Genomic DNA, 20,911 nt, shown 5'->3' with positions numbered 1-20,911 from the left:
ACTACTATAATCTTTTAAAAGAATGGCTTTGGGGGCGTAGTTCAGATGGTTAGAACGCCTGCCTGTCACGCAGGAGGTCGCGGGTTCGAGACCCGTCGCTCCCGATGATAACTTTATATTTTATCGTGTCAACAGCTTTTCTTAGGGAATCTATTGATACTCTAACAAATTTTTTAATAAAAAAATCACAAATCTTTAATTTAAAAGTTATAATTTAAGTAATTAAAAAAATAAAATCTATAAGGAGAATGTAAAATGAATCTACAAAAGTGTCTATTTTTGACTACTTTACTATTGATTTCAACATCTGTTTTCGCACAAACCAACACAACAACAAAAGAAAATGTAATTCCAAATAGGAACTTAAGCCAATTTGGAGTAGAAGAGATTTGCCCAATATGCGGATATGTTAATTGTATTTGCGATGAGCAAACTACAGAAATCGCTGCAAAAATCTCTCAATCAAATACAACAGGCTTTTTTACAAGCATGGCTGCTATACTTGCATTGCTAGCAGTAATTACTACAGGATTAGCCCTAGCAAAAAAGAAATTATATAAATCAAAATTAAAAATTTAAGTAAACTAAATACTGTAGCTTTTTAAAAGCTACAGTAAAGTTTCAAAATCAATTCTTCAACTCTATTTAAAAAATTAAGAAGTGCAAATATCCTCAACCCTGATCTCACAAAGCATCTTTTTAACATCTTGAAATTCGCAAAGATTGCCTTTTAATGCCGTAGCTGTACCAGCTGCAACACCAAATTTAAATGAATCTTTTAAAGTACTTCCATTATCAAAAGCATACACAAATCCTGCAATCACAGAGTCTCCTGCTCCAATAGTGCTAACAGAATTAATCTTTGGAACAAAGGCCCTAAAAGCAACATTTTTACTACCAATAAAAATAGCCCCGTCACTTCCCATGGAAATTATAATGTTTTGAATCCCGCTTTCTACAAGATTTCTCCCGATTTTAATCAATTCTTTTGTAGAATTAAATTTAACATTAAAAAGATCCTCAAGTTCATAAATATTGGGTTTTATTAAAAAGGGATTTAATTTAAGAATTTTTCGCAAAGGCTTGCCACTAGTATCAATGACAAGCTTAACATCATTAGAAATGCTATTAGCTATTTCATTGTATGCATTCTTACCAAGAGCTGGGGGAACACTTCCTGACATCACTAATATACTATTACTTGTTAAGCTTTTAAGTCTATCTTTCAAAAGTTCAAATTCATTCTCAGAAATATCTGGAGAATTGGCATTAATTTCTGTTTCTCTGCCATTTGCTATCATTTTAATATTTAATCTTGTATCATATTTTATTTTAATAAAATCGTTTTTTATACCCTTAGAATCAAGAGACAATCTTATATAATCACCCGTAAAACCCCCCAAAAATCCTAAAGCCATGTTGGGTTTTCCCAAGTTTTTAAGAACAATGCTTACATTTATTCCCTTACCGCCAGCAAAAAAATTGTTATTTAAAGCATAATTAAGACTTTCTTCCTGAAATTCTTTTAAAACTATTTTATAATCCACAGAAGGATTGAGCGTTAAAGTATATATCAAGATAATCTCCTTTGATTGATAAAATCAATTAAATAAATAGTAAAATTTAATAAATGTATATACACTATATAATATATAAAGGTGATTATTATGCAAAATTTATTTTCAAAAAACTTAATTGTTTTAAATTATAATGCAACTAGCAAAGAAGATGTAATTAGAAAAATGGCTAGCATGTTTAATGAAAATGGATACTTAAATGACATGGAAGCATTTATAAAAGAAATTAAAAAAAGAGAAGAAATTAACGGAACAGGCATTGAAGAACATATAGCCATGCCTCATGCAAAAGGTGATTTCATTAAAAAACACGGAATTGCTATTTTAAGAATTACTGGGGATGGTTTTGATTTCAATTCTTCTGATCAAAAGCTTTCAAAACTGTTTTTTATGATGGCGCTACCTGAAAAAACTCCAAGCAATGCACATATAAAAGCTATATCATACCTAAGTAATACTTTTAGCAACAACTTGCTAAGACATGAACTTATGAGCACAAATAATGAAGATAGATTTTTAGAAATAATTATGAACAAAGGCAATATAAATGAATCTAAGAATTTAAATACAAAAAAAGATTTCATTCTTGCCGTAACAGCATGCCCTGTGGGAATAGCTCATACCTATATGGCAGCAGAAAGCCTTAAAAAAGCAGCTTTGGAATTAAATATAAACATAAAAGTAGAAACAAATGGATCTAGTGGAACCGAAAATCCAATAACAGAAGAAGAAATAAAAAAAGCAAAGGGAATCATTATTGCATCTGGCAAAACTATCGACAAAGAAAGATTTAAGGGAAAACCTTTAATCGAAGTGGGAGTAAAAGACGGTATACACAAAGCAAAAGAGCTTATTCAAACAATTCTTAAAAACGACGCTCAAATCTACAAAGGGAACACAAACACATCCGCTGAAACTCTCCAAAAACAAACCAAAAGAACCGGAATTTATAAACACCTAATGAATGGGGTCTCATTTATGCTTCCATTTGTAGTTTCAGGAGGAATAATAATAGCAATATCATTCATGTTTGGAATCAAAGCATTTGACATAAACGATCCAAGCTACAATAAAATAGCAGATATTCTGATGCAAATCGGCGGTGGAAGCGCATTTGCTTTAATGATCCCAATACTTGCTGGCTATATTTCATTTAGCATAGCAGAAAGACCAGGACTTGCACCTGGAATGATTACAGGATTGATGATGAGCAATGGAAATGCAGGATTTCTGGGAGGTATCTTAGCAGGATTTATTTCAGGCTACGTTACGCTAACTGTAAAAAAAATATCTGACAAAATCATTCCTAGCAATTTAAGGGGAATAAATCCGGTATTAACTTATCCTTTTTTATCAGTTATAATTTCAGGAATTTTGATATATGCAATGCTTAGTCCAATATCTGCTATTAATAAATCAATAACAGATATGCTAAATCAACTTAGCGGAACCAATATGGCAATACTTGGAGCTTTGCTAGGAGGAATGATGGCAATAGATATGGGAGGACCTGTAAACAAAGCTGCATATGCATTTGGAATTGCAATGATAACTGCAAAAAATTATATTCCTCATGCAAGCATAATGGCAGGAGGAATGATACCTCCTATAGGAATTGCTCTTGCCACAAGTTTATTTAAAAACAGATTTTCAAAAGAAGAAAGAGAATCCGGAAAGGTTTGTTATTTTCTAGGAGCATGCTTTATTACAGAAGGAGTAATTCCATTTGCAGCAGCAGATCCTTTAAGGGTAATACTCGCATGCATACTAGGCTCATCTGTAGGAGGATTTGTTTCTGCACTTTTCAAGGTAGAAGTTATAGCTCCACACGGCGGAATATTCATTCTACCAATAGTAGTAAACCCATTAATGTGGATAATATCTATTTTAGTAGGATCTATTATAACAGCTGTTTTAATAGGAATTTTAAAAAAAGAATATAAGAATATAAACGATTAAGTTTATATTCTTGAACCTAGTCAATAAACTAATCTAAGTTTTATTGGTGTTTCAAGACTTAATCCTTTAACCATGTCTATCTCAAACCTTAGTGTATTTGAGTTAATTTGTTTGAACCCAAATTGTTCTTGAACATTTCTAGAAGTCTTCACTGTAAGATTAAGTTTTGAATTGTCAATAAGTTCACTTGCTTTAGAAGTAAAATCCGATAAAAAATAAACCAAAACATCTTTATATTCTTTGGCAGACATTGGAATCTCATCCGATGGCAAAAGAGCAGCAAGTGCATCGCTAATATATTCTTTATTTTCATTGATATTCTTAGTAGCGTTTTCCAAATTAATATCAAGTTCAATAATATTTTTACCATCTTTTTTTTCTATCTTAAACACAGATATATCAGTTTTTTTCATATAATCGCCTAAAATTTTAATTAAATTATCAAACTTAACAACCAAATTAATAGAATCTCCTTGGATTTTAATGCTCAAAAGCTTAAGTCCAAGCTTTTCCCCTCCATTTTTAAAGTATTTTTTTATTTCATCTACAGGGAAAAGAGGCATATTTGCAATTTCTTCTCCAACTAAAGTTGTTAAGAGTTCTTTTCTAATTTTCTCAAATTCTCTATTAACATTAACAAATATTGAAACAATGCCACTAATATCATCATTTAACTCAATTTCAACATTAGAGCTACAAGCAAAAAAAATAATCGATAAACTCAGGCTAATAAAACATTTTCTCATAACAAACTCCTAACTAACAGTTAAAAACTATTATAATAGAATATATAGCTATAAAGCAATAAAATTAAAGGAGACCGCCTATGGTGCACGATGAAACACTAGAACCAAAATTTTTTCAAAGCCTGCTAGACAATAGCCCTACCCCTTATCACCTAGTAAACTATATTGAAGAGAAATTAATAAATTATTTTAATGCACAACAATTAAAACTTGAAGAAAAATGGAAAATCGAAACAGGATCATATTACATAAAAAAAGAAGGAACTAGCCTTATTGCCTTTAATATTGATGTTGAAAAAAAATATGAGCCGTTTCTAATAGCAACAGCACACACAGACAGTCCGGGATTAAAATTAAAAATAGATGCAACAGAAAAAACAAGTGGGGTATTTTACAACCATATTGAAGTTTATGGTAGTCCAATAATTTCTACTTGGATTGACAGAGACTTAAGCTTAGCAGGAATTGTATATTTTAAAAAAAATGAGCATATTGATTCAAAATTAATCAATATCGAAAACATAGGAATCATTCCAAACCTTGCAATACATTTAAACCGACAAATTAACGAAGGATTTAAATATAATGCTCATGACAATTTAACAATAATAAGCAGCACAAAAAAACCAATAAAAGATAATATATTAGAACAACTTGGAATAGAACATAAAAATTTTCTATCTTGTGATCTAATATTTACAGAATCACAACCTTCCAAAATAATAGGAACTGAAGGAGAATTTTTGGCTTCTAAAAACCTTGACAACAAATCGGGATGCCATGCAATCATGAATTCTTATGTTCATACAAACAATGATAAAAATAAAATAGCTGTATTTTTTGACAACGAAGAGATAGGATCTTTAACCTCAAGAGGCGCTGATTCAAATTTTTTATCAGAAGTTTTAGAAAGAATCGATCTTGCTCTTAATTTAACCAGAGAAGAGCATTTAATAAAAACAAGCAAATCATTTAACATCTCAATTGACAGCGTTCACGGCATTCATCCGGGATATACATCCAAACATGATCCAAACTACCAAGCAACTCTGGGAAGGGGCATGGTTGTAAAAAATAGTGCCAATTTCAGATATGCAACAACTTCAACAGGATTTGCAAAATTAAAAAATTTGGCTATTAAAAATAATATTAAGATTCAAGAAATAATAATGAAAGCAAATGTTCCTTCAGGTACAACAATTGGTCCAATCTCAAATGCAAGAACAGGAATAGAAACTATTGACATTGGAACACCAATGTGGGCAATGCATTCCCTGCGTGAAACAGTATCAATAGCTGACCACATAGAGGCAATTAAATTACTAAGGGCTTTCTTTGAAAAAGGAATTTAAAATTGGAAAAAATAAAAGAAATAATTGTAGTTGAGGGAAAAGATGATCTTAAAAGAATCAAAGAATCTTTTGACTGCACAGTAATAGAAACAAAAGGATTTGCTTTAAAAATTGAAACTATTGAATTATTAAAAAAAGCCTTAAAATACAAAGGAATAATAATCTTAACAGACAGCGATAAATCTGGGAATATTATTAGACAAAAAATAGTCAAACATCTGGGAGAAAATAATAAAATCAAACATGCGTATCTTAATAGTAAAAACACCGAAGTTGAATCAGTAAATAAAGCAGAAATAATAAAGATACTTAAAAGGGTTGGAACTTTATCTAAAGATAATCAAAAAGATTTATTAACATTAAGTGATTTGCTAGAACTTGGCATAATAGGAGAAAACTCAAAAGAAAATAAACAAAAAATACAAAAACGCCTTTGTTTAGGACATGGAAATAGTAAAAAACTCTTAGAAAGACTTAATTACTTCAAAATAACAAAAACAGACCTAAAAAAACAATTGACGCTAATTAACTCCCCCAGAAGGACTTGAACCTCCGACCTAGTGGTTAACAGCCACCCGCTCTACCACTGAGCTATAGGGGAAATTGAACACTAAAAATATTATCTTAAATTTAAAAATTTTTGTCAATTATTTTCCAATATTTTTAAAATCCCATTAGCAAGAATTTTGGAATCTTGATCTCTAAGCTTAGAAGATCTAATAGACCAAGCTTCCTCTGGAAATGCTAAATTTCTAACTTCTACTAAAAGCTTAGTCATTACTATATTGTTTCTTAAAACATGAAGATTTTGACCCTTAATATAAAAACTTCTTTTCATTCCTTCTGTAATTTTTTCTGCTGCAGACTTTGAATGAATATCATATTTTTTCTCGTCATCTTTTTGATAATAAAACCCCATACTCTTAGGCGCTCCAACACTATTATCCGCATGCAAACTAAAAAAAGCCATATCCTTATCTTTAATATGTTTATATTTATTAACAATGTTTTTAACAACGACCAATCTTTTTTTAAGGCCTGATGGAGTGCCACTTATCCAGGAATCAACAGTATCATTTTTATTTAAATCATAATCATTATAAACTTCGTTTTTAACATTAACAAAAGTATTGTTAGCAAAAACACTATTCCTAATTAAATGGTCAGGGGCTAAAATAGTAAATTCAACATTAGCTCCCTCTTCTTTAAGATATACATAAAGCCTTAAGGCAATATCATATACATATTCATCTTCAACAACAAAAACTTCATTTCCAAGACCATCTCTAGATTTAACAATAGCTCCAGGATCAAGACCGCCGTGACCTGGATCAAGAATTATTAACTTATCTTTAAGCCTTGATCCTTTATTAAACCTAGAATTTACCAACTTTTCAAAACTTTTGAAAAGTTGCGTTGCCTTCTTATAAGAATTCAAAGGAGAATGCCAATCTTCTGAATAAAACTCACTTGGCTGACTTATCTTTCTTGGCTTATACCAATAATAGAAATCACCAACAACCTCAAATATTGGTATTTTGGAGTCTAAAATAACCAAAGAGCTAATATCAAAAAGATCTTGATTGGCAGTAATTCCAAAAGTATTTAAATTTAGCTTTTTGTTTTTACTTGAGGGAAGATTAACTATTGTTTGCACTTTATTAGAAGAATTAGCGCTAAAATCAACCTTGTTTTTAACAAATAAATCGTTTTTACTTTTAATTATAGAAGAATCATTTGAAAGTTTTTTATCAAAAATTTTCAATTTTTGATCATGCATAATATTATTGCTGCTTAAATTATTCCAATTTTTAAGATCTTCAATTAACACCCCGTAATGTCTGGCTATGCTATACAAAGTCTCCCCCACAGCGACTGAATGATAGATAAACTTATTATCTATTTTTTTCTCAATTTTTAAATCTCCCTTAACAGGTCTTTCCAAATCGTTATTTACAATCTTTAAAACATTTAACAATGAACCCGCTTTAAGATTAACAGCTCGATTGCCATTAAGAGCTACAAGATCCTTAGCAGTAACACCATAAATATAAGCTATTCTACCAAGAGTTTCCCCTCTTTTAACATAATGAAAATTAACATTCTTGGTGGCTTTCTTTAAAAAAAGTTGTTGACCAATCCTTAATTTATCATCACTAATAAAATTAAATTTTAAAATATCCTTAGAACTAATATCAAAATCCTGAGAAAGTTTTGAAAGTGAGTCACCTTTCTTAACCACATAAGGCTTTAAAAAATCAGGCTCGGTTAATACAAGCTTCATTCCAGCCTTAAGATCTTTAGAGCGCAAATCATTCCAAGCTACTATCTCTTCTTGACTTAGTCCAACAAGCTTTGAAACACCCTCAACAGTGTCGCCTTCTTTTACGGTGTAAAAAATTACCCCTTTATTAACAGATTCTAGCGAACTAAAAGAATGATTAACTTTATGGGTAATATTTTGACCTAAATTAGAATCACTTGGAATAATTAATATTTGACCTGCTTTAATATTGTCAACACTAAGTTTATTAATCCTTTTAAGATCGCTTACTTTGGCTTTATACTTAATTGCAATTGAAAAAAGAGTATCTCCTTTGACAACCTTATACTCAAAATCGGCATTAAGATTTATAGGACTTATTATTAAAAAATATAATAATATAATAAGCTCTATAATTTGCAAAACACAAAAAGTTTTACTTTTCCTTAATGCCAGTATTTTGAACAATGTAGTCATAAATTATCCAATAATAATCATATTTTTTGAAGAAGAAAGTATATCTTTTGGAAATATAAAATTGCCCATCGTCAAAATATAAATCAGCAATCACCTTGCCCGAAGTATCAGAATAAGTCGTCTCAATAATAGAAAATTTATTTGGTGCTTTTGAAATATCTGAATTATTAGAATTCCACAAATATTCTTTATATTCTTCAACTACATTTTTATTAGGGATAGGTGATAACTTTTGCTTATAAAGGTATGCCTTGCCTTTGTCATTTAATAACAAACCTTCAATATCAAGATATAAAAAGAACTTTTCTTTTTTCCCAAACTGCAACGCCTTTAGCAAATATTTGACAATCTCATCAGGAGACAATTTTTTCTTTTTCAAGATATCTTGAATATCATTATTTTCAGATAAATTAACAAGATCTATATTGCCCCGATCTTCATCAAAACCATCATTTAAAAAAAGCGTAATAATATTGGATTCTTTTTTATTAGATGGATCTGAAATGTCTGGGAAAAAAATACCCTTAACAAAATAAACTCCATCTTTACTAAACTTAACAAATTGATTTAAGTTAATAACTACAGAAAATTTTTCATTAGGCCTCAGGCTCATATTTCTAACAGGAATTGCAACATTTTTAGATCTCTTTTTAACATATTCAATAGGTCTTTTAACTTTAATATTGGTGGTATCAGTAACATCAAAATCAAAGCCAAAAGAATTAATATCGCCTATTTCTAAAGTTAAAACACTCTCAGATGCATTGCTAATAGAAACTTCAATAAAAACATTACTATTGACACGATAAATAGATTGATTGAAAAACTTGATTTTAAAATCAAGGCCCTTGTAATCTCCAGCAAACAAAACAAAAGAAATATTCATAAAAAAGATATAAAAAAGCAATTTTCTAATATTCATAAGCTCCCCTCAAAACCTAACCACATTATATATAAAGAAAGTAATAATGCCTATAGTATATTATTATACTAAATTAATTAAACAAAAAGGTAAAAAATGAATATAGATGAAGAACTAACAACAATATTAAAAAATAATTCCAATTTAAAAAAAATGAAAGAATTTTTAGAACAAAATACATTTTTTTCATTAACAGGATACGAAGGATTTTTCAAGGCTTTTTTAATAAAAAAAATCAAAGAATATAGTAAAACTGAAAAAATAATATTAATAGTTAAAGACGAGCACACATTAGATAAAATCAAAAACGATTTACAAGTAGTTACAAATCAAATCTTTGAACTAAACTATTTTAGCCCCCTTGTATACAAGGGTATTGGCTCAAAAAATACGATCTTTAACGAAAGAATCAAATTTTTAATCAATTTTTATAAAAAAAATCCTGGAATATATATTACGGTATTAAAATCATTGCTTAGCAAAATACCCGATAAAAATACATTACTAAAGAATATATATAAAATTGAAAAAAATACCAATATTAATATAGCAAGCATTGAAAAAACTCTTATAACATTGGGATATGAAAAAACATTCAGAGTAACAATTCCGGGAGAATTTACAATAAAAGGAGAAATTATAGATTTATATCCCTTTGGAGAGCAAAATCCAATAAGAATTATACTAAACTTTGACAAAATAGAAGAAATAAAGAAATTTAATCCCTTAACCCAATTAAAACACGATAATGAAATTTTAGAATTCCAAATTCTTCCAAAAAAAGAAATTATTTGGGACAAAGATGCTGTTAACACCCTAAAAATGAAGATTAAATCTGCTGAATATAAAAAGATTCTTGATGAGTTAGATTTTAAAAAAGAAACAAAAACAGAAGAAATGTTTTATCCACTAGTAGCAAATACTTACTTGATTGATGAAATTGAAAAACACACACCTATTGTAAACTTTGAAATTAACGATTTCGAAAAAGAAATTGAAAAAATACACCAAGAATATGAAAAGCTTTACAAAGAAGCAAAAGAAGCTGGTAAAAATATAATTAATCCAAAAAGAATTCTCTTAAATTCTAAAACCTTTAATCTAAAAAGTAATGTTTTATTTTCAAAGATTAAAAGTCCTAAATCAAAAGAAATTATAGAATTTAAAATCGAAAGTGGAAGAAACTTTTTTTCAAATATAGCACTTACAAAAGAGGAATTTGAAAATTGGCTAAAAAATGGATTTAAAATCATTATTGCAGCAGAATCTGAATCACAAAAAGAAAAACTTAAATATATTTTCAAAGAATTACCAAAAGTATCAATTGAGGTGTTAAAAATATCTAGCTCTTTAATAATAGAAAAAGAAAAAATTGCCATTATTCTTGAATCAAACATTTTCAATACAGGGCAAAAAATAAACAAAACCTTTGAATCTTCAAAAACAAAAGCTATTGACTCTTTCGTTGAGATTGAGAAAAATAGTCATGTAGTTCACATAAACCATGGAATTGGTATATTTAGACAAATAAAGAGAATAAAAACAAGCTCTCTTGAAAAGGATTATATTGAAATTGAATACGCTGAAGGAGAAAAACTTTTCATTCCAATTGAACAAACAAATTTAATCCAAAAATACATTGGAAGTGATCCTAAAAATATTAAATTAGACAAAATCAGTTCTAAAACATGGATAAAAAACAAAGCAAACGCAAAAAAAAGAATCGAAGAGATTGCGGACAAATTAATAGAACTTTATTCAAAAAGAGAAAGCATTAAGGGCATTAAATACCCAGAAGATAACGAATTACAATTGTTATTTGAATCTGAATTTCCATACGATGAAACTCAAGATCAAATAAGAGCAATAAAAGAAATAAAAGAAGATATGATGAGCTTTAAAGTGATGGATCGCCTTCTTTGTGGAGATGTTGGATTTGGAAAAACCGAAGTTGCTATGAGAGCTGCTTTTAAAGCCGTAATGGGAAACAAACAGGTAATTGTACTCTCACCAACAACTATCTTGGCAGAACAGCATTTCAGTACATTCAAAAAAAGATTTAAAAATTTTCCAATCAAAATCGAAGTATTAAGCAGATTTATCAAAAATAACACAGAAACCCGGATTTTAAAAGAAATGAAAAGTGGGAAAATTGATATAATCATAGGAACACACAAAATTCTTTCAAAAAAAATCACTTGCAAAAATTTAGGATTAATAATAATTGATGAAGAACAAAGATTTGGCGTAAAAGAAAAAGAAAAACTTAAAGAAATAAAAATTTCTGTTGATTGCCTTGCTCTTTCTGCAACACCAATTCCTAGATCTCTTCACATGTCACTAATTAAGCTCAGAGATATTTCCGTTTTAAAAATTCCACCTAAAAACAGAGTAAAAATAGAAACTTATTTAGAATCGTTTAGCGAACTTTTAATAAAACATGCAATTGAAAGCGAACTATCTCGAGATGGTCAAGTTTTTTTAGTAAATCACAATATTGAAGAACTGCATTATTTAAAAACGCTTATTGAAAAATTAACTCCTTATGCAAGAATTGCAATAATTCATGGAAAACTTACAGGAGACGAGATTGAAAACATAATGCACAATTTTATTAAAAAAGCATATCAAATTTTATTGGCAACAACAATAATTGAAAATGGAATAGACATTCCAAATGCAAATACAATAATAATAAATAATGCAAACAAGTTTGGACTTGCACAGCTATATCAACTAAAAGGAAGAGTTGGAAGAGGATCTAAAAAAGCTTATGCTTATTTTTTATACCAAGATAGCGAAAAACTAAATGAGTGCTCTATTGAAAGGCTAAGAGCAATAACCGAATTTTCAGATCTAGGAGCAGGTTTTAAAATAGCAATGAAAGATATGGAAATAAGGGGTGTTGGAAATTTACTTGGCAGAGAACAACACGGAGAGATTGAGTCAATTGGATTAGATTACTATCTAACAATGCTAAATAAAGCAATTGAAAAGAAAATGGGAAAAATCTCGTCAGAAAAAGAAGTTGATATTGAAATTAACTATAGTGGCTTTATTCCCGACAATTATGCAAAAAACGAACAGGATAAAATACTAATCTACAAAAAAATCTTTGAAATTCAAACTGAAGAAGAAAATAAAAAAATAAGATCGGAGCTGCAAGACAAATTTGGCCCAATACCCAAAGAAATAAATAGTCTATTAATGTTGGCTGAACTTAAGATTTTAGCAAAAGATTTAAACATAATAAAATTAAAAGAAACAAACAAAACTTTGGAAATAGAATATAAAAATATAGAAAGCATCCCTATGGAAAAAATAATAGAAATACTTCAAAAACATCCTAATTTATTAATGTTAAATCCCTCATATCAAAAATCAATATTTTTAAGCTTTAAAAATATTGAAAAATCTGAGAAAATAAATTACATATATAAAAATATTAACTTACTAAAAACAAACACATAGCTTGTCAAATACAAAAGGAAAAAAAATGAAAATATTAATAATAAACACAGGAAGTTCTTCATTGAAATTTGCTATTTATCAATATGAAAATTCAAAAAAAATAATATCTGGAATTGTTGAAAAAATAAAATCACAAAAATCAATCATAAAAATTATAAATACTGACGGATCAATAACAGAAAGATTTGAAAAAGGAATTGAAAATCACCAAAAAGCAATAGAGAAAATGTTTGAATTGCTATTAAGCAGCAATTTAAACATCCTTAAAACCATTAATGAAATTGAAATAATAGGACACAGAGTTGTACATGGGGGCTTAAGTCTTAAAAATTCAGTAATTCTTACAAACAGTATTTTAAATACATTAAAACAAATTTCTGAACTTGCTCCACTTCACAACCCAAATGCAATCATCGCAATAGAAGCGGTGCTTAAAATTTTACCACACGCAAAACAAGTTTTATGCTTTGATACTTCATGGCATCAAACTATAAAAGAACATGCTTTTCTTTATGCAATTCCATATTCTTGGTATAAAAAATACAATATTAGAAAATATGGCTTTCATGGCCTTTCTTATTCGTTCATAACAAAAAGATCTTCAGAAATTTTAAATAAAAAAATAGATAATCTAAATTTAATAATATTACATCTTGGAAATGGAGCAAGCATTAATGCTGTTAAAAATGGAAAATCTTATGACACAAGCATGGGAATTACTCCGCTTGAAGGGCTTGCAATGGGAACAAGAAGCGGTGATATAGACCCATCAATTATTAATTTGATGAGCAATATATTAAATAAAACCACCAAACAAATTGAAGAAATATTAAATAAAGAAAGCGGCATACTAGGAATTTCTGAAAAATCAAATGACATGAGAGATATTTGGAACAAAATTGAAGAAGGAGAATATCAATCAAAACTTGCAATAGATATAATGACATATAGAATAAAAAAATATATCGGATCTTACATTGCTGCTCTTGATTTTAATGTTGATGCAATAGTTTTTACAGGTGGAATTGGAATTGTTGATTATAAAATAAGAGATCTTGCACTAAAAGGGTTTGAAAAAATTGGAATAGAGCTGGACCTTGAAAAAAATGAAATGGCCCAAAACAAGAATTTAGAATCTAAAGAAATATCAACCACTAATAGCAAAGTAAAAATACTGGTAATAAAAACAAACGAGGAATTAACTATTCTTGAAAACATTTATAATTTAATTCCAAAAAATTTATGATTTTTAATTTTAAAACCTAAAATCTGGTTTATTTATTAAAATAATTTTAAATAGTTTTATATTCAATTCTAGCAAAGTAAAGTTGCTTTTTTAACACTTTCCATTACTTGCTTCCCTTTTACAATTTCAAGAAGAGTAAAAGCAAATTCAAATGAAGTTCCAACGCCTTTAGAAGTAATAAAATGATTGCTTATAACAATATTTTTATCTACAAACTTACCATCAAGCACATTTTTTTCTAAACCTGGATAACACGTAAACTTATTAAGCCCTAGAAGACCTTTAGCAGCAAGCACTACTACTGGAGAAGCACAAATAGCTGCAATATATTTACCTCTAGCATTCATATCTTTTAAAATCAAATCTAATTCTTTTGAATTAAAAAGATTAGTAGCTCCAAGCATGCCTCCTGGAAGAATTATTAAATCAAAACAATTTTCCTTACAGTTTGATATTACATCATCTGCTAAAAAAGAAACCCCTTTTGAACTTATCACAACATTGTCATCATTTGAGCTGATAACTTGAATATTAACATTGCCCCGTCTTAAAATATCAATCGGAACTATGGCCTCAATATCTTCAAAACCATTTGCAAGAATAATCCCCACTACCATTTACAACTCCTAATGCTGATGGAGGGACTTGAACCCACGACAACTCGGATATGAGCCGAGTGCTCTAACCAACTGAGCTACATCAGCCTAAACCTTTATTAAGTGTATAAATTCAATAATGCTTTGTCAATGCTATTATTAAAAAGCATTATTATAAAGTATAATACAAAATGATTTGCTAATAAACACAGGCAATATATTAGCATTTATTATTTTATGGTTAAATGAAAAGAAATTTTTATCTTATTATCCTTTTTATAACTAACAACTGCTTCTCCATTGATTTTTGGGATACGATGGAAAGAGAAAAACTAATAAATGAAATAGTAAGCAAAATGCAAGATCATGAGCTGCTGGGACAAATGTTCATGATAAGTTATCCAAATCAATCAATAACAAATTTTGTTCTTGATTTTATAAGTAAAAAAAACCTTGGTGGAATTAAAATTTTTGGATGGAACGCAAAAAATTTAGAAAACTTAACAGAAAGTATTAATAAAGCTCAAAAAGCATCTCAAAATAATAAATTTAAAATTCCTTTATTTGTAGCAACAGATCAAGAAGGTGGATGGACACAGCACATAAAATCAAATACATCAGAAACAATTGGTAATCTTGGAATTACAGCGTCTCTTTCTCCAAAAGATTCTTATAATACAGGGTATTACATAGCACAAGAGCTAAGTCGAATTGGAATAAATTTAAACTTTGCGCCCATAGTAGATATATATAGTGATGAAAATAATTTCACAATAGGCCCAAGAACATATTCAGATAATCCTAAAATAGTATCACTTCTTTCCCTGGCCTTCTACAAAGGACAAAAGCAAGGAGGAATAATTTCTACTGCAAAACATTTCCCGGGACACGGCAACACCACTCTTGACTCCCATATAGATATTCCAATAATAAATTCTAATTTACTAGAAATAAACTTAAATGAACTTTTACCATATAAAATATTAATCCAAGAAAATATCCCAGTAATAATGACAGGACATATAGCATACCCAAAGATCACAAATGGAGAAAATATTCCTGCATCATCCTCAACAAAAATAATTAAAGATATACTAAGAAAGAAATTAAAATACAATAATATAATAATTACTGATGATCTATTAATGAACGCAGCAAAATACAATAATGAGAGTATTTACAATACAATTGAAAGAATAGTTAGAACCAAAAGCGATATTTTTTTAATATCTTTAAATGAAAATATACAAAAAAATGCTTACAACATGCTGCTAAACTTAATGAAAAAAGATTCGGAAATCAAAAATAATATTGTTGAATCTAATAAAAGAATATTAAGAATAAAATTGGCATACTTAAAAGAAAATAAAAATAAATCTGATATTTATCCTAATTTCAATAAAAATGAGAAAATATATTCAAAAGAAGGTGAAAAATTTTTTGAACAAAGCACATTAAGGGGTATTACAAAAGTAAGAATAGAAAAAGAAATATCTAAAACTAAAAAAACTCTCATAATATCTCCTTACTATAAAATGATTACAGAAGGCAAAAAAATATTTCAAAATACACATGCTTATTATTATAACTATTATCCCCTAAACAGGATTAATCCTGAAAAACTCGACGAAATTAAAAAATTAATTAAAAAATTTGAGCAAGTTATCTTTAGTTTATCAACACCCGGAAGCTTAAAATATTTAGAAAATTTGAAAGAATATAAAGATAAAATAAGTGTAATTGTATCTCTTACGCCTCAATATATTAAAAAATTAAATTGGATAAAAAACATAGTAATCATTTATGGAACAACGCCTCTGGCATTTAGATCTGGATTTTTAACACTCACTAAGGATTTTGATCCAAAAGGAACCATTCCTTTAAGAAATATTATAAATAAATATTATCCTTAATGTATGCTAGCATTCTATTTTTTACGATCTCTAGAGAACCTTGTTTGATTCTAAACCCACTAGCATTTTTATGCCCCCCGCCCCCAAAATCTTCTGCCAATTTACCAACATTAAAAGAATCTTTAGATCTTAGCCCAACTATAATAGAACCATCATCCATTTCCTTTAAAATGCCTAAAATTTCATTATTCTCAACATTACTTAAAATCATATAAAAAAGCTCATTAACCCCACTAACACCGCCGTCTTTGCCAGAACTAGAAGAAGATAAAAATGTAAACAAAACCTTACCATTCCAATAAGATTCAAGACTGTTAAGCATTAACTTAAGAGTTTCTATTGATTTTAAGCTTTTGGTAACTTCTATATAGCTATAAACTTCTTTAAGACTTATTCCTTTTGAAACCAGTCTTGCAACCATTTCAAAAGGCTCTGGATCACTTCTTGAGATAAATTTAAAAAACCCAGTATCAGTGCAAAATCCTACTAAAATATACCAAGCTTCTTCTTTTGTAAGATCATATCCAAACTCTCTGATCAATTTTTCAATTAAAAAAGTAGTAGAAGGTGCAAAAGGATCAATATAGCTTACACATTCCAATCTTTCACCAGACATATGATGATCGATTACTAAAATGGGCATATCCTTTACATAAAACACAAATTCATCACCTATTCTATCTAAAATTGAACAATCTAAAATAATAACCGAATACTCTGAAAGCTCAACATTAGGCCATTCAGATAAAAACTTATCCTTAAAAGGAATTATTTCTTTTCTAATAAAAGGGCCTTCATTTAACAAAACAGAATTTTTATCAATTCTTGAAAGAAAAGAAGATAAAGCTAAAGACGAACCTATGCAATCAAAATCAGGATCTTTGTGCCCAATAATAATAAAATTATTATACTTTTTAATAAAATTAATAACATCTCTCATAATAAAGTTCGCAAACCTTCCATAAAACAAGTTCTTAACTTATTTTACATTGACTATATTACAATATTTCAATAAAATAAACCACAATCACTAAAAAATACAACAGGTGGAAAATTGTGGAAAAACTAAAACAAGAAGATATAGATAAAGCATTTTATATGGCAGAAAAAGCAAGAAACAATTCCTATTCTCCATATTCAAAATTCAAAGTAGGTGCCTGCATCAAGACTAAAGCAAACGAATTTTTTATTGGAACAAATGTTGAGAATGCAAGCTTTGGAGCAACTTGTTGCGCAGAAAGAAGCGCGATTTTAAATATGATTGCAAAAATTGGTGTACAAACAATAGATTTTTTATTGCTCAATACAAGTCCTGAATCTATTCCGTGCGCTATATGCCTGCAAGTAATGTCAGAGTTTTTTGATCAAGATACAAAAATAATAATAACAGAATCTAAATCATTTAATGAAAACAAAATGCCAATAAAAATTTATACATTAAAAGATTTGCTTAAAGCTCCTTTTGACAAAAAAGAACTAAGAAGAGTTACGTAATAGCAGTTTGCAATCAATTTAATATCTTTAGAGAAACCAAAGCACTTGCAAGCTTATTTAATTTGTTGCTTGCAAGAGTATTGGCAGATAAATCAAATACATTTAAAATAAGTTTTTTCTCATCAGAATTAAAATTATATTCCAAATCTTCAAATAATAAAAAATTAATAATTGGAGCAAATTTTTCTATAAAGCTGTATAAACTATTATTAAGATCATAAGTTTCATAATAATAATTGAATATATCTTCTAATGACTTTTTGTCAAACTCTTTTAAAACCTCGTAAAAAATATTTTTAATATTATCAATTAAACTTTGCAAATCATTATTATTTAAAATAATTTTTTTACATTTTTTTGTGAAAAAATCTGCTTGCCGCATAAAATAATCCCTCGCTTTTGCCCCAAGAAACCAAGATTGAGCTTAAATTTAATAAATGATAGAATGTAGCGTTAATGTTACATTAATAAAATTATGCAATAACTAGGAGAATGTTACAATTATGGTCAAGGTAATAAGCTTAAAAAACATTCATAAATTTGCTTATTTAAAACTGGATCCTTTAAAAAAAGAAGATATCTGCATTGTTTATATTGAAAAAAATTCAAAATTAATTGCAAATCTTAAAGCAAAAGCAAAAGCTGATCAAATTAAAATAACTCATCTTTATATTGATGATGATTTTAAATCAGAGGGCATAGAAAGAATAATGATTAGTAATTTAATTCACTACGGCAAAAAAAATAAATTTAAAACAATTTCATGCCAAATTGCTGAAATACAAGAAGAGCTTTTAAGCTTGGGATTTGAACATAAAGATTCTCAATATAAAAAAGAATTAGCATCTGAAATAGAAGAAGATAAATTTGTGATGGGAATAGGAATAATCTCTATATTTACCGAAGTAGCATCAATATCTTCCAAGCTTACTGTTGGAATACTGTTTAATTCATTTGCACTTATTGCCGATGCTTTCCACGTCATGGCCGACTTTGTCTTATCTACAATAACTTACTTTAGTCTAAAAATTACAAGCAAACCCGAAACCATCCATTATCCTCATGGACACAAACTAATGGAAAGCTTAATAGCTTTTATCATGGGAATAATCATACTTGTGGCAGGATTTACACTATTTTTAAATACAACCGGATTAAATAAATTTATCACTCTTGGGGGGGAGTCTGGATTTAATCTACATATACACCAAAACAAAAATAAAAATGATGATATATATGAACGCGACCACAGCCACTCACACGATCATGACCATGACCATGACCATGACCACAACCACAGCAAAGAAGATAAAAAAAACATACTAGAAATATTTTCAAATAAATCTCTTAAAAAAAGCTTATGGATACCACTAACCCCTTTCATTTTTTTTATAGTGAAAATAATAGAATATTTGACAAAATTCCAAATAGGAAAAAGATACAACAATCAACTTCTCTTAGCACTAGCTTCAGCTGATAAAAACTGTATATTCTCACATGGCGGGATTACACTAAGCTTGCTACTTGCAACTTACATGTGGAGTGGCTTTGACAAAATTATGTCTATATTTATTGGCTTTATCATAATAAAAGAAGGACTTAACGTAATAATAAATAACGCAAACAATTTGCTCTCAAAACAAAATATAGATCTTAAAAGAAGCGTAAAAGACACGTTAAAAAATTCACATATAAAATTTAAAACACTCAATTTTCATAATCAAGGCAACAACCTTATACTTTATATCAAAATAAATTTGAATTCAGAAAATGACTTTAAAAATTTTATAAATAAAATACAAGATATTAAAAAAATCATAAAACAAGAATATAAAGAAATAAATGATATATATTTCTTAATCTAATTATTTTAGTTTAATTAAATTAATAATAAACAAATAATTGACACTCATAATAAAGTTATGTTAACATTTTAAACTGTAAGACGCAGGGTAGAGCAGTTGGTAGCTCGTCGGGCTCATAACCCGAAGGTCATAGGTTCGAGTCCTATCCCTGCTATGCTTTATTTTTAATATGTGAGGAATTGATGAATAGAAAACAAATAGCTAAAGGCAAGCTGGTAAGGAGATTTGGTATCAACATTTTTGAGCAACCAAAATATGACAAACTCCTTAAAAAAAAGCCGCATTCTCCCGGAATGCATGGAAAAGCCAGAAAAGCTAAGATCACAGAATATGGAAAACAATTGATAGAAAAGCAAAAGATAAAGTTTACTTATGGCGTAAGCGAAAGACAGCTAACCAACACTTTTAAAGAAGCAAAAAAACATCACGGTGTTACTGGAGACAACTTACTCTCAATACTTGAGAGAAGAATTGACAATGTTGTATATAGAGCCGGATTTGCCATCTCAAGAGCACACGCAAGGCAAATAGTTTCTCACGGTATTATTATATTAAATGGAAGAAGAGTTACAATCCCTTCAATAATACTAAGAGCAAATGATCAAATTCAAATAAAAGAAAAAGACAGCCTAAAAAAATTAATAAGATCAAATATAGAAAAAACTTCGTCTCTTAGAAATTTACCAACTTGGATAGAAGTAAATGCTGATGATTTAAACATAAAAGTAAAGCATGCTCCGTCAAGAGACGAGATACCTACACTTGCTAATGAACAAATGGTTGTAGAATATTATTCTAAGAGAGCATAACATATCTTTTATTTCTGCATTATTAAAGGAATAAAAAAAGTGGCTTTAATCAGCCACTTTTTTTATTTACCCTTTTTTTTACCCTTTGAAAAATTTTTTCCCAAATTACTCTTAGCAAAACAAGAAAAGCTACTATTCTTTCTCAAGCCCTTAACATTAGGCTGAGCATTAAAAGACACTCTGTTGCCTGAAGGCTTTCTAACTCCATCTTTCATATATCT

Annotated in this window: 18 protein-coding genes and 4 tRNA genes; 12 read left to right on the top strand and 10 right to left on the bottom strand. The window is 28.7% G+C overall.

Features of this window, described 5'->3' with window-relative positions; all coding sequences use genetic code 11:
• Window positions 1-30 precede the first annotated feature (30 nt).
• Both BBIDN127_RS03155 and BBIDN127_RS03150 read left to right on the top strand, forming a co-directional pair.
• Window positions 31-104, top strand: a tRNA-Asp gene (locus tag BBIDN127_RS03155).
• 151 nt (window positions 105-255) lie between these two features.
• Complete coding sequence (locus BBIDN127_RS03150) at window positions 256-579, top strand: hypothetical protein (RefSeq protein WP_014023846.1); 324 nt, start codon at window positions 256-258, stop codon at window positions 577-579.
• A gap of 74 nt (window positions 580-653) precedes the next feature.
• Here BBIDN127_RS03150 and pfkB read toward each other — a convergent pair whose 3' ends face one another.
• Window positions 654-1,577, bottom strand: coding sequence for a 1-phosphofructokinase (pfkB, locus tag BBIDN127_RS03145; protein ID WP_014023845.1), 924 nt, complete (start codon window positions 1,575-1,577; stop codon window positions 654-656).
• A gap of 90 nt (window positions 1,578-1,667) precedes the next feature.
• On the opposite strand from pfkB, the gene BBIDN127_RS03140 reads away from it, so the two are divergent.
• Window positions 1,668-3,536 carry a fructose-specific PTS transporter subunit EIIC gene (locus BBIDN127_RS03140; RefSeq protein ID WP_014023844.1) on the top strand — a complete coding sequence of 623 codons (1,869 nt, stop codon included), beginning with the start codon at window positions 1,668-1,670 and terminating at the stop codon, window positions 3,534-3,536.
• A gap of 20 nt (window positions 3,537-3,556) precedes the next feature.
• Here the strand turns inward: BBIDN127_RS03140 and BBIDN127_RS03135 are convergent, their stop codons facing one another.
• Window positions 3,557-4,282: a hypothetical protein gene (locus tag BBIDN127_RS03135; protein ID WP_014023843.1), complete on the bottom strand. Its 726-nt coding sequence runs from the start codon at window positions 4,280-4,282 to the stop codon at window positions 3,557-3,559.
• Window positions 4,283-4,362: 80 nt separating this feature from the next.
• Here BBIDN127_RS03135 and BBIDN127_RS03130 point away from each other — a divergent pair, with 80 nt between their 5' ends.
• A complete protein-coding gene (locus BBIDN127_RS03130) occupies window positions 4,363-5,634 on the top strand; it encodes a M18 family aminopeptidase (protein ID WP_014023842.1) in 1,272 nt (423 codons plus the stop codon).
• A gap of 2 nt (window positions 5,635-5,636) precedes the next feature.
• Window positions 5,637-6,182 carry a ribonuclease M5 gene (gene rnmV / locus BBIDN127_RS07225; protein ID WP_014023841.1) on the top strand — a complete coding sequence of 182 codons (546 nt, stop codon included), beginning with the start codon at window positions 5,637-5,639 and terminating at the stop codon, window positions 6,180-6,182.
• Here rnmV and BBIDN127_RS03120 read toward each other — a convergent pair.
• The 3 genes from BBIDN127_RS03120 to BBIDN127_RS03110 all read right to left on the bottom strand — a co-directional run bounded on the left by BBIDN127_RS03120 (window position 6,164) and on the right by BBIDN127_RS03110 (window position 9,296).
• Window positions 6,164-6,235, bottom strand: a tRNA-Asn gene (locus BBIDN127_RS03120). The genes rnmV and BBIDN127_RS03120 overlap by 19 nt on opposite strands.
• 42 nt (window positions 6,236-6,277) lie before the next feature.
• Window positions 6,278-8,374 carry a LysM peptidoglycan-binding domain-containing protein gene (locus BBIDN127_RS03115; protein ID WP_050792362.1) on the bottom strand — a complete coding sequence of 699 codons (2,097 nt, stop codon included), beginning with the start codon at window positions 8,372-8,374 and terminating at the stop codon, window positions 6,278-6,280.
• The gene (locus BBIDN127_RS03110; protein WP_014023839.1) at window positions 8,334-9,296 is read right to left on the bottom strand and encodes a hypothetical protein; all 963 of its coding nucleotides are present in this window, start codon (window positions 9,294-9,296) and stop codon (window positions 8,334-8,336) included. The genes BBIDN127_RS03115 and BBIDN127_RS03110 overlap by 41 nt, the downstream gene beginning before the upstream one ends.
• 96 nt (window positions 9,297-9,392) lie before the next feature.
• Between BBIDN127_RS03110 and mfd the strand changes: the two genes are divergently transcribed.
• Complete coding sequence (mfd, locus tag BBIDN127_RS03105) at window positions 9,393-12,767, top strand: transcription-repair coupling factor (protein WP_014023838.1); 3,375 nt, start codon at window positions 9,393-9,395, stop codon at window positions 12,765-12,767.
• Between the two features lie 25 nt (window positions 12,768-12,792).
• The gene (locus BBIDN127_RS03100) at window positions 12,793-14,013 is read left to right on the top strand and encodes an acetate kinase (RefSeq protein WP_014023837.1); all 1,221 of its coding nucleotides are present in this window, start codon (window positions 12,793-12,795) and stop codon (window positions 14,011-14,013) included.
• A 68-nt stretch (window positions 14,014-14,081) separates the two neighbouring features.
• On the opposite strand, the gene BBIDN127_RS03095 is transcribed toward BBIDN127_RS03100, so the two are convergent.
• Window positions 14,082-14,630, bottom strand: coding sequence for a DJ-1 family glyoxalase III (locus tag BBIDN127_RS03095; protein WP_014023836.1), 549 nt, complete (start codon window positions 14,628-14,630; stop codon window positions 14,082-14,084).
• 13 nt (window positions 14,631-14,643) lie between these two features.
• Window positions 14,644-14,717 (bottom strand) — tRNA-Met (locus BBIDN127_RS03090).
• Window positions 14,718-14,926: 209 nt separating this feature from the next.
• Between BBIDN127_RS03090 and BBIDN127_RS03085 the strand changes: the two genes are divergently transcribed.
• A complete protein-coding gene (locus BBIDN127_RS03085) occupies window positions 14,927-16,522 on the top strand; it encodes a glycoside hydrolase family 3 N-terminal domain-containing protein (RefSeq protein ID WP_014023835.1) in 1,596 nt (531 codons plus the stop codon).
• Here BBIDN127_RS03085 and BBIDN127_RS03080 read toward each other — a convergent pair.
• Window positions 16,500-17,462, bottom strand: a complete 963-nt coding sequence (locus BBIDN127_RS03080; RefSeq protein WP_014023834.1) for a DHH family phosphoesterase — start codon at window positions 17,460-17,462, stop codon at window positions 16,500-16,502. The two genes, BBIDN127_RS03085 and BBIDN127_RS03080, sit on opposite strands and share 23 nt — an antisense overlap.
• 116 nt (window positions 17,463-17,578) lie before the next feature.
• Between BBIDN127_RS03080 and cdd the strand changes: the two genes are divergently transcribed.
• Window positions 17,579-18,016: a cytidine deaminase gene (gene cdd / locus BBIDN127_RS03075; protein WP_014023833.1), complete on the top strand. Its 438-nt coding sequence runs from the start codon at window positions 17,579-17,581 to the stop codon at window positions 18,014-18,016.
• A 13-nt stretch (window positions 18,017-18,029) separates the two neighbouring features.
• Here the strand turns inward: cdd and BBIDN127_RS03070 are convergent, their stop codons facing one another.
• Window positions 18,030-18,398, bottom strand: a complete 369-nt coding sequence (locus BBIDN127_RS03070) for a hypothetical protein (RefSeq protein ID WP_014023832.1) — start codon at window positions 18,396-18,398, stop codon at window positions 18,030-18,032.
• Between the two features lie 121 nt (window positions 18,399-18,519).
• Here BBIDN127_RS03070 and BBIDN127_RS03065 point away from each other — a divergent pair, with 121 nt between their 5' ends.
• The 3 genes from BBIDN127_RS03065 (at window position 18,520) to rpsD (ending at window position 20,690) form a co-directional block, all read left to right on the top strand.
• Complete coding sequence (locus BBIDN127_RS03065; RefSeq protein WP_014023831.1) at window positions 18,520-19,881, top strand: cation diffusion facilitator family transporter; 1,362 nt, start codon at window positions 18,520-18,522, stop codon at window positions 19,879-19,881.
• An 81-nt stretch (window positions 19,882-19,962) separates the two neighbouring features.
• Window positions 19,963-20,035 (top strand) — tRNA-Met (locus tag BBIDN127_RS03060).
• A 28-nt stretch (window positions 20,036-20,063) separates the two neighbouring features.
• Window positions 20,064-20,690 carry a 30S ribosomal protein S4 gene (gene rpsD / locus BBIDN127_RS03055; RefSeq protein WP_014023830.1) on the top strand — a complete coding sequence of 209 codons (627 nt, stop codon included), beginning with the start codon at window positions 20,064-20,066 and terminating at the stop codon, window positions 20,688-20,690.
• A 62-nt stretch (window positions 20,691-20,752) separates the two neighbouring features.
• Here rpsD and BBIDN127_RS07420 read toward each other — a convergent pair whose 3' ends face one another.
• The gene (locus tag BBIDN127_RS07420) at window positions 20,753-20,905 is read right to left on the bottom strand and encodes a hypothetical protein (protein ID WP_014023829.1); all 153 of its coding nucleotides are present in this window, start codon (window positions 20,903-20,905) and stop codon (window positions 20,753-20,755) included.
• Window positions 20,906-20,911 lie beyond the last annotated feature (6 nt).

The organism is Borreliella bissettiae DN127, assembly GCF_000222305.1.
Taxonomy (GTDB): domain Bacteria; phylum Spirochaetota; class Spirochaetia; order Borreliales; family Borreliaceae; genus Borreliella; species Borreliella carolinensis.
The sequence above is the reverse complement of the archived record's forward strand: the minus strand, read 5'-3'. Positions and strand labels throughout refer to the sequence as shown.

Coding starts and splice junctions, on each gene's coding strand:
- BBIDN127_RS03150 (WP_014023846.1), top strand. CDS start 256: ATGAATCTACAAAAGTGTCTATTTTTGACTACTTTACTATTGATTTCA.
- BBIDN127_RS03140 (WP_014023844.1), top strand. CDS start 1,668: ATGCAAAATTTATTTTCAAAAAACTTAATTGTTTTAAATTATAATGCA.
- BBIDN127_RS03135 (WP_014023843.1), bottom strand. CDS start 4,282: ATGAGAAAATGTTTTATTAGCCTGAGTTTATCGATTATTTTTTTTGCT.
- BBIDN127_RS03130 (WP_014023842.1), top strand. CDS start 4,363: ATGGTGCACGATGAAACACTAGAACCAAAATTTTTTCAAAGCCTGCTA.
- BBIDN127_RS03115 (WP_050792362.1), bottom strand. CDS start 8,374: ATGACTACATTGTTCAAAATACTGGCATTAAGGAAAAGTAAAACTTTT.
- BBIDN127_RS03110 (WP_014023839.1), bottom strand. CDS start 9,296: ATGAATATTAGAAAATTGCTTTTTTATATCTTTTTTATGAATATTTCT.
- mfd (WP_014023838.1), top strand. CDS start 9,393: ATGAATATAGATGAAGAACTAACAACAATATTAAAAAATAATTCCAAT.
- BBIDN127_RS03100 (WP_014023837.1), top strand. CDS start 12,793: ATGAAAATATTAATAATAAACACAGGAAGTTCTTCATTGAAATTTGCT.
- BBIDN127_RS03095 (WP_014023836.1), bottom strand. CDS start 14,630: ATGGTAGTGGGGATTATTCTTGCAAATGGTTTTGAAGATATTGAGGCC.
- BBIDN127_RS03085 (WP_014023835.1), top strand. CDS start 14,927: ATGGAAAGAGAAAAACTAATAAATGAAATAGTAAGCAAAATGCAAGAT.
- BBIDN127_RS03080 (WP_014023834.1), bottom strand. CDS start 17,462: ATGAGAGATGTTATTAATTTTATTAAAAAGTATAATAATTTTATTATT.
- BBIDN127_RS03070 (WP_014023832.1), bottom strand. CDS start 18,398: ATGCGGCAAGCAGATTTTTTCACAAAAAAATGTAAAAAAATTATTTTA.
- BBIDN127_RS03065 (WP_014023831.1), top strand. CDS start 18,520: ATGGTCAAGGTAATAAGCTTAAAAAACATTCATAAATTTGCTTATTTA.
- rpsD (WP_014023830.1), top strand. CDS start 20,064: ATGAATAGAAAACAAATAGCTAAAGGCAAGCTGGTAAGGAGATTTGGT.
- BBIDN127_RS07420 (WP_014023829.1), bottom strand. CDS start 20,905: ATGAAAGATGGAGTTAGAAAGCCTTCAGGCAACAGAGTGTCTTTTAAT.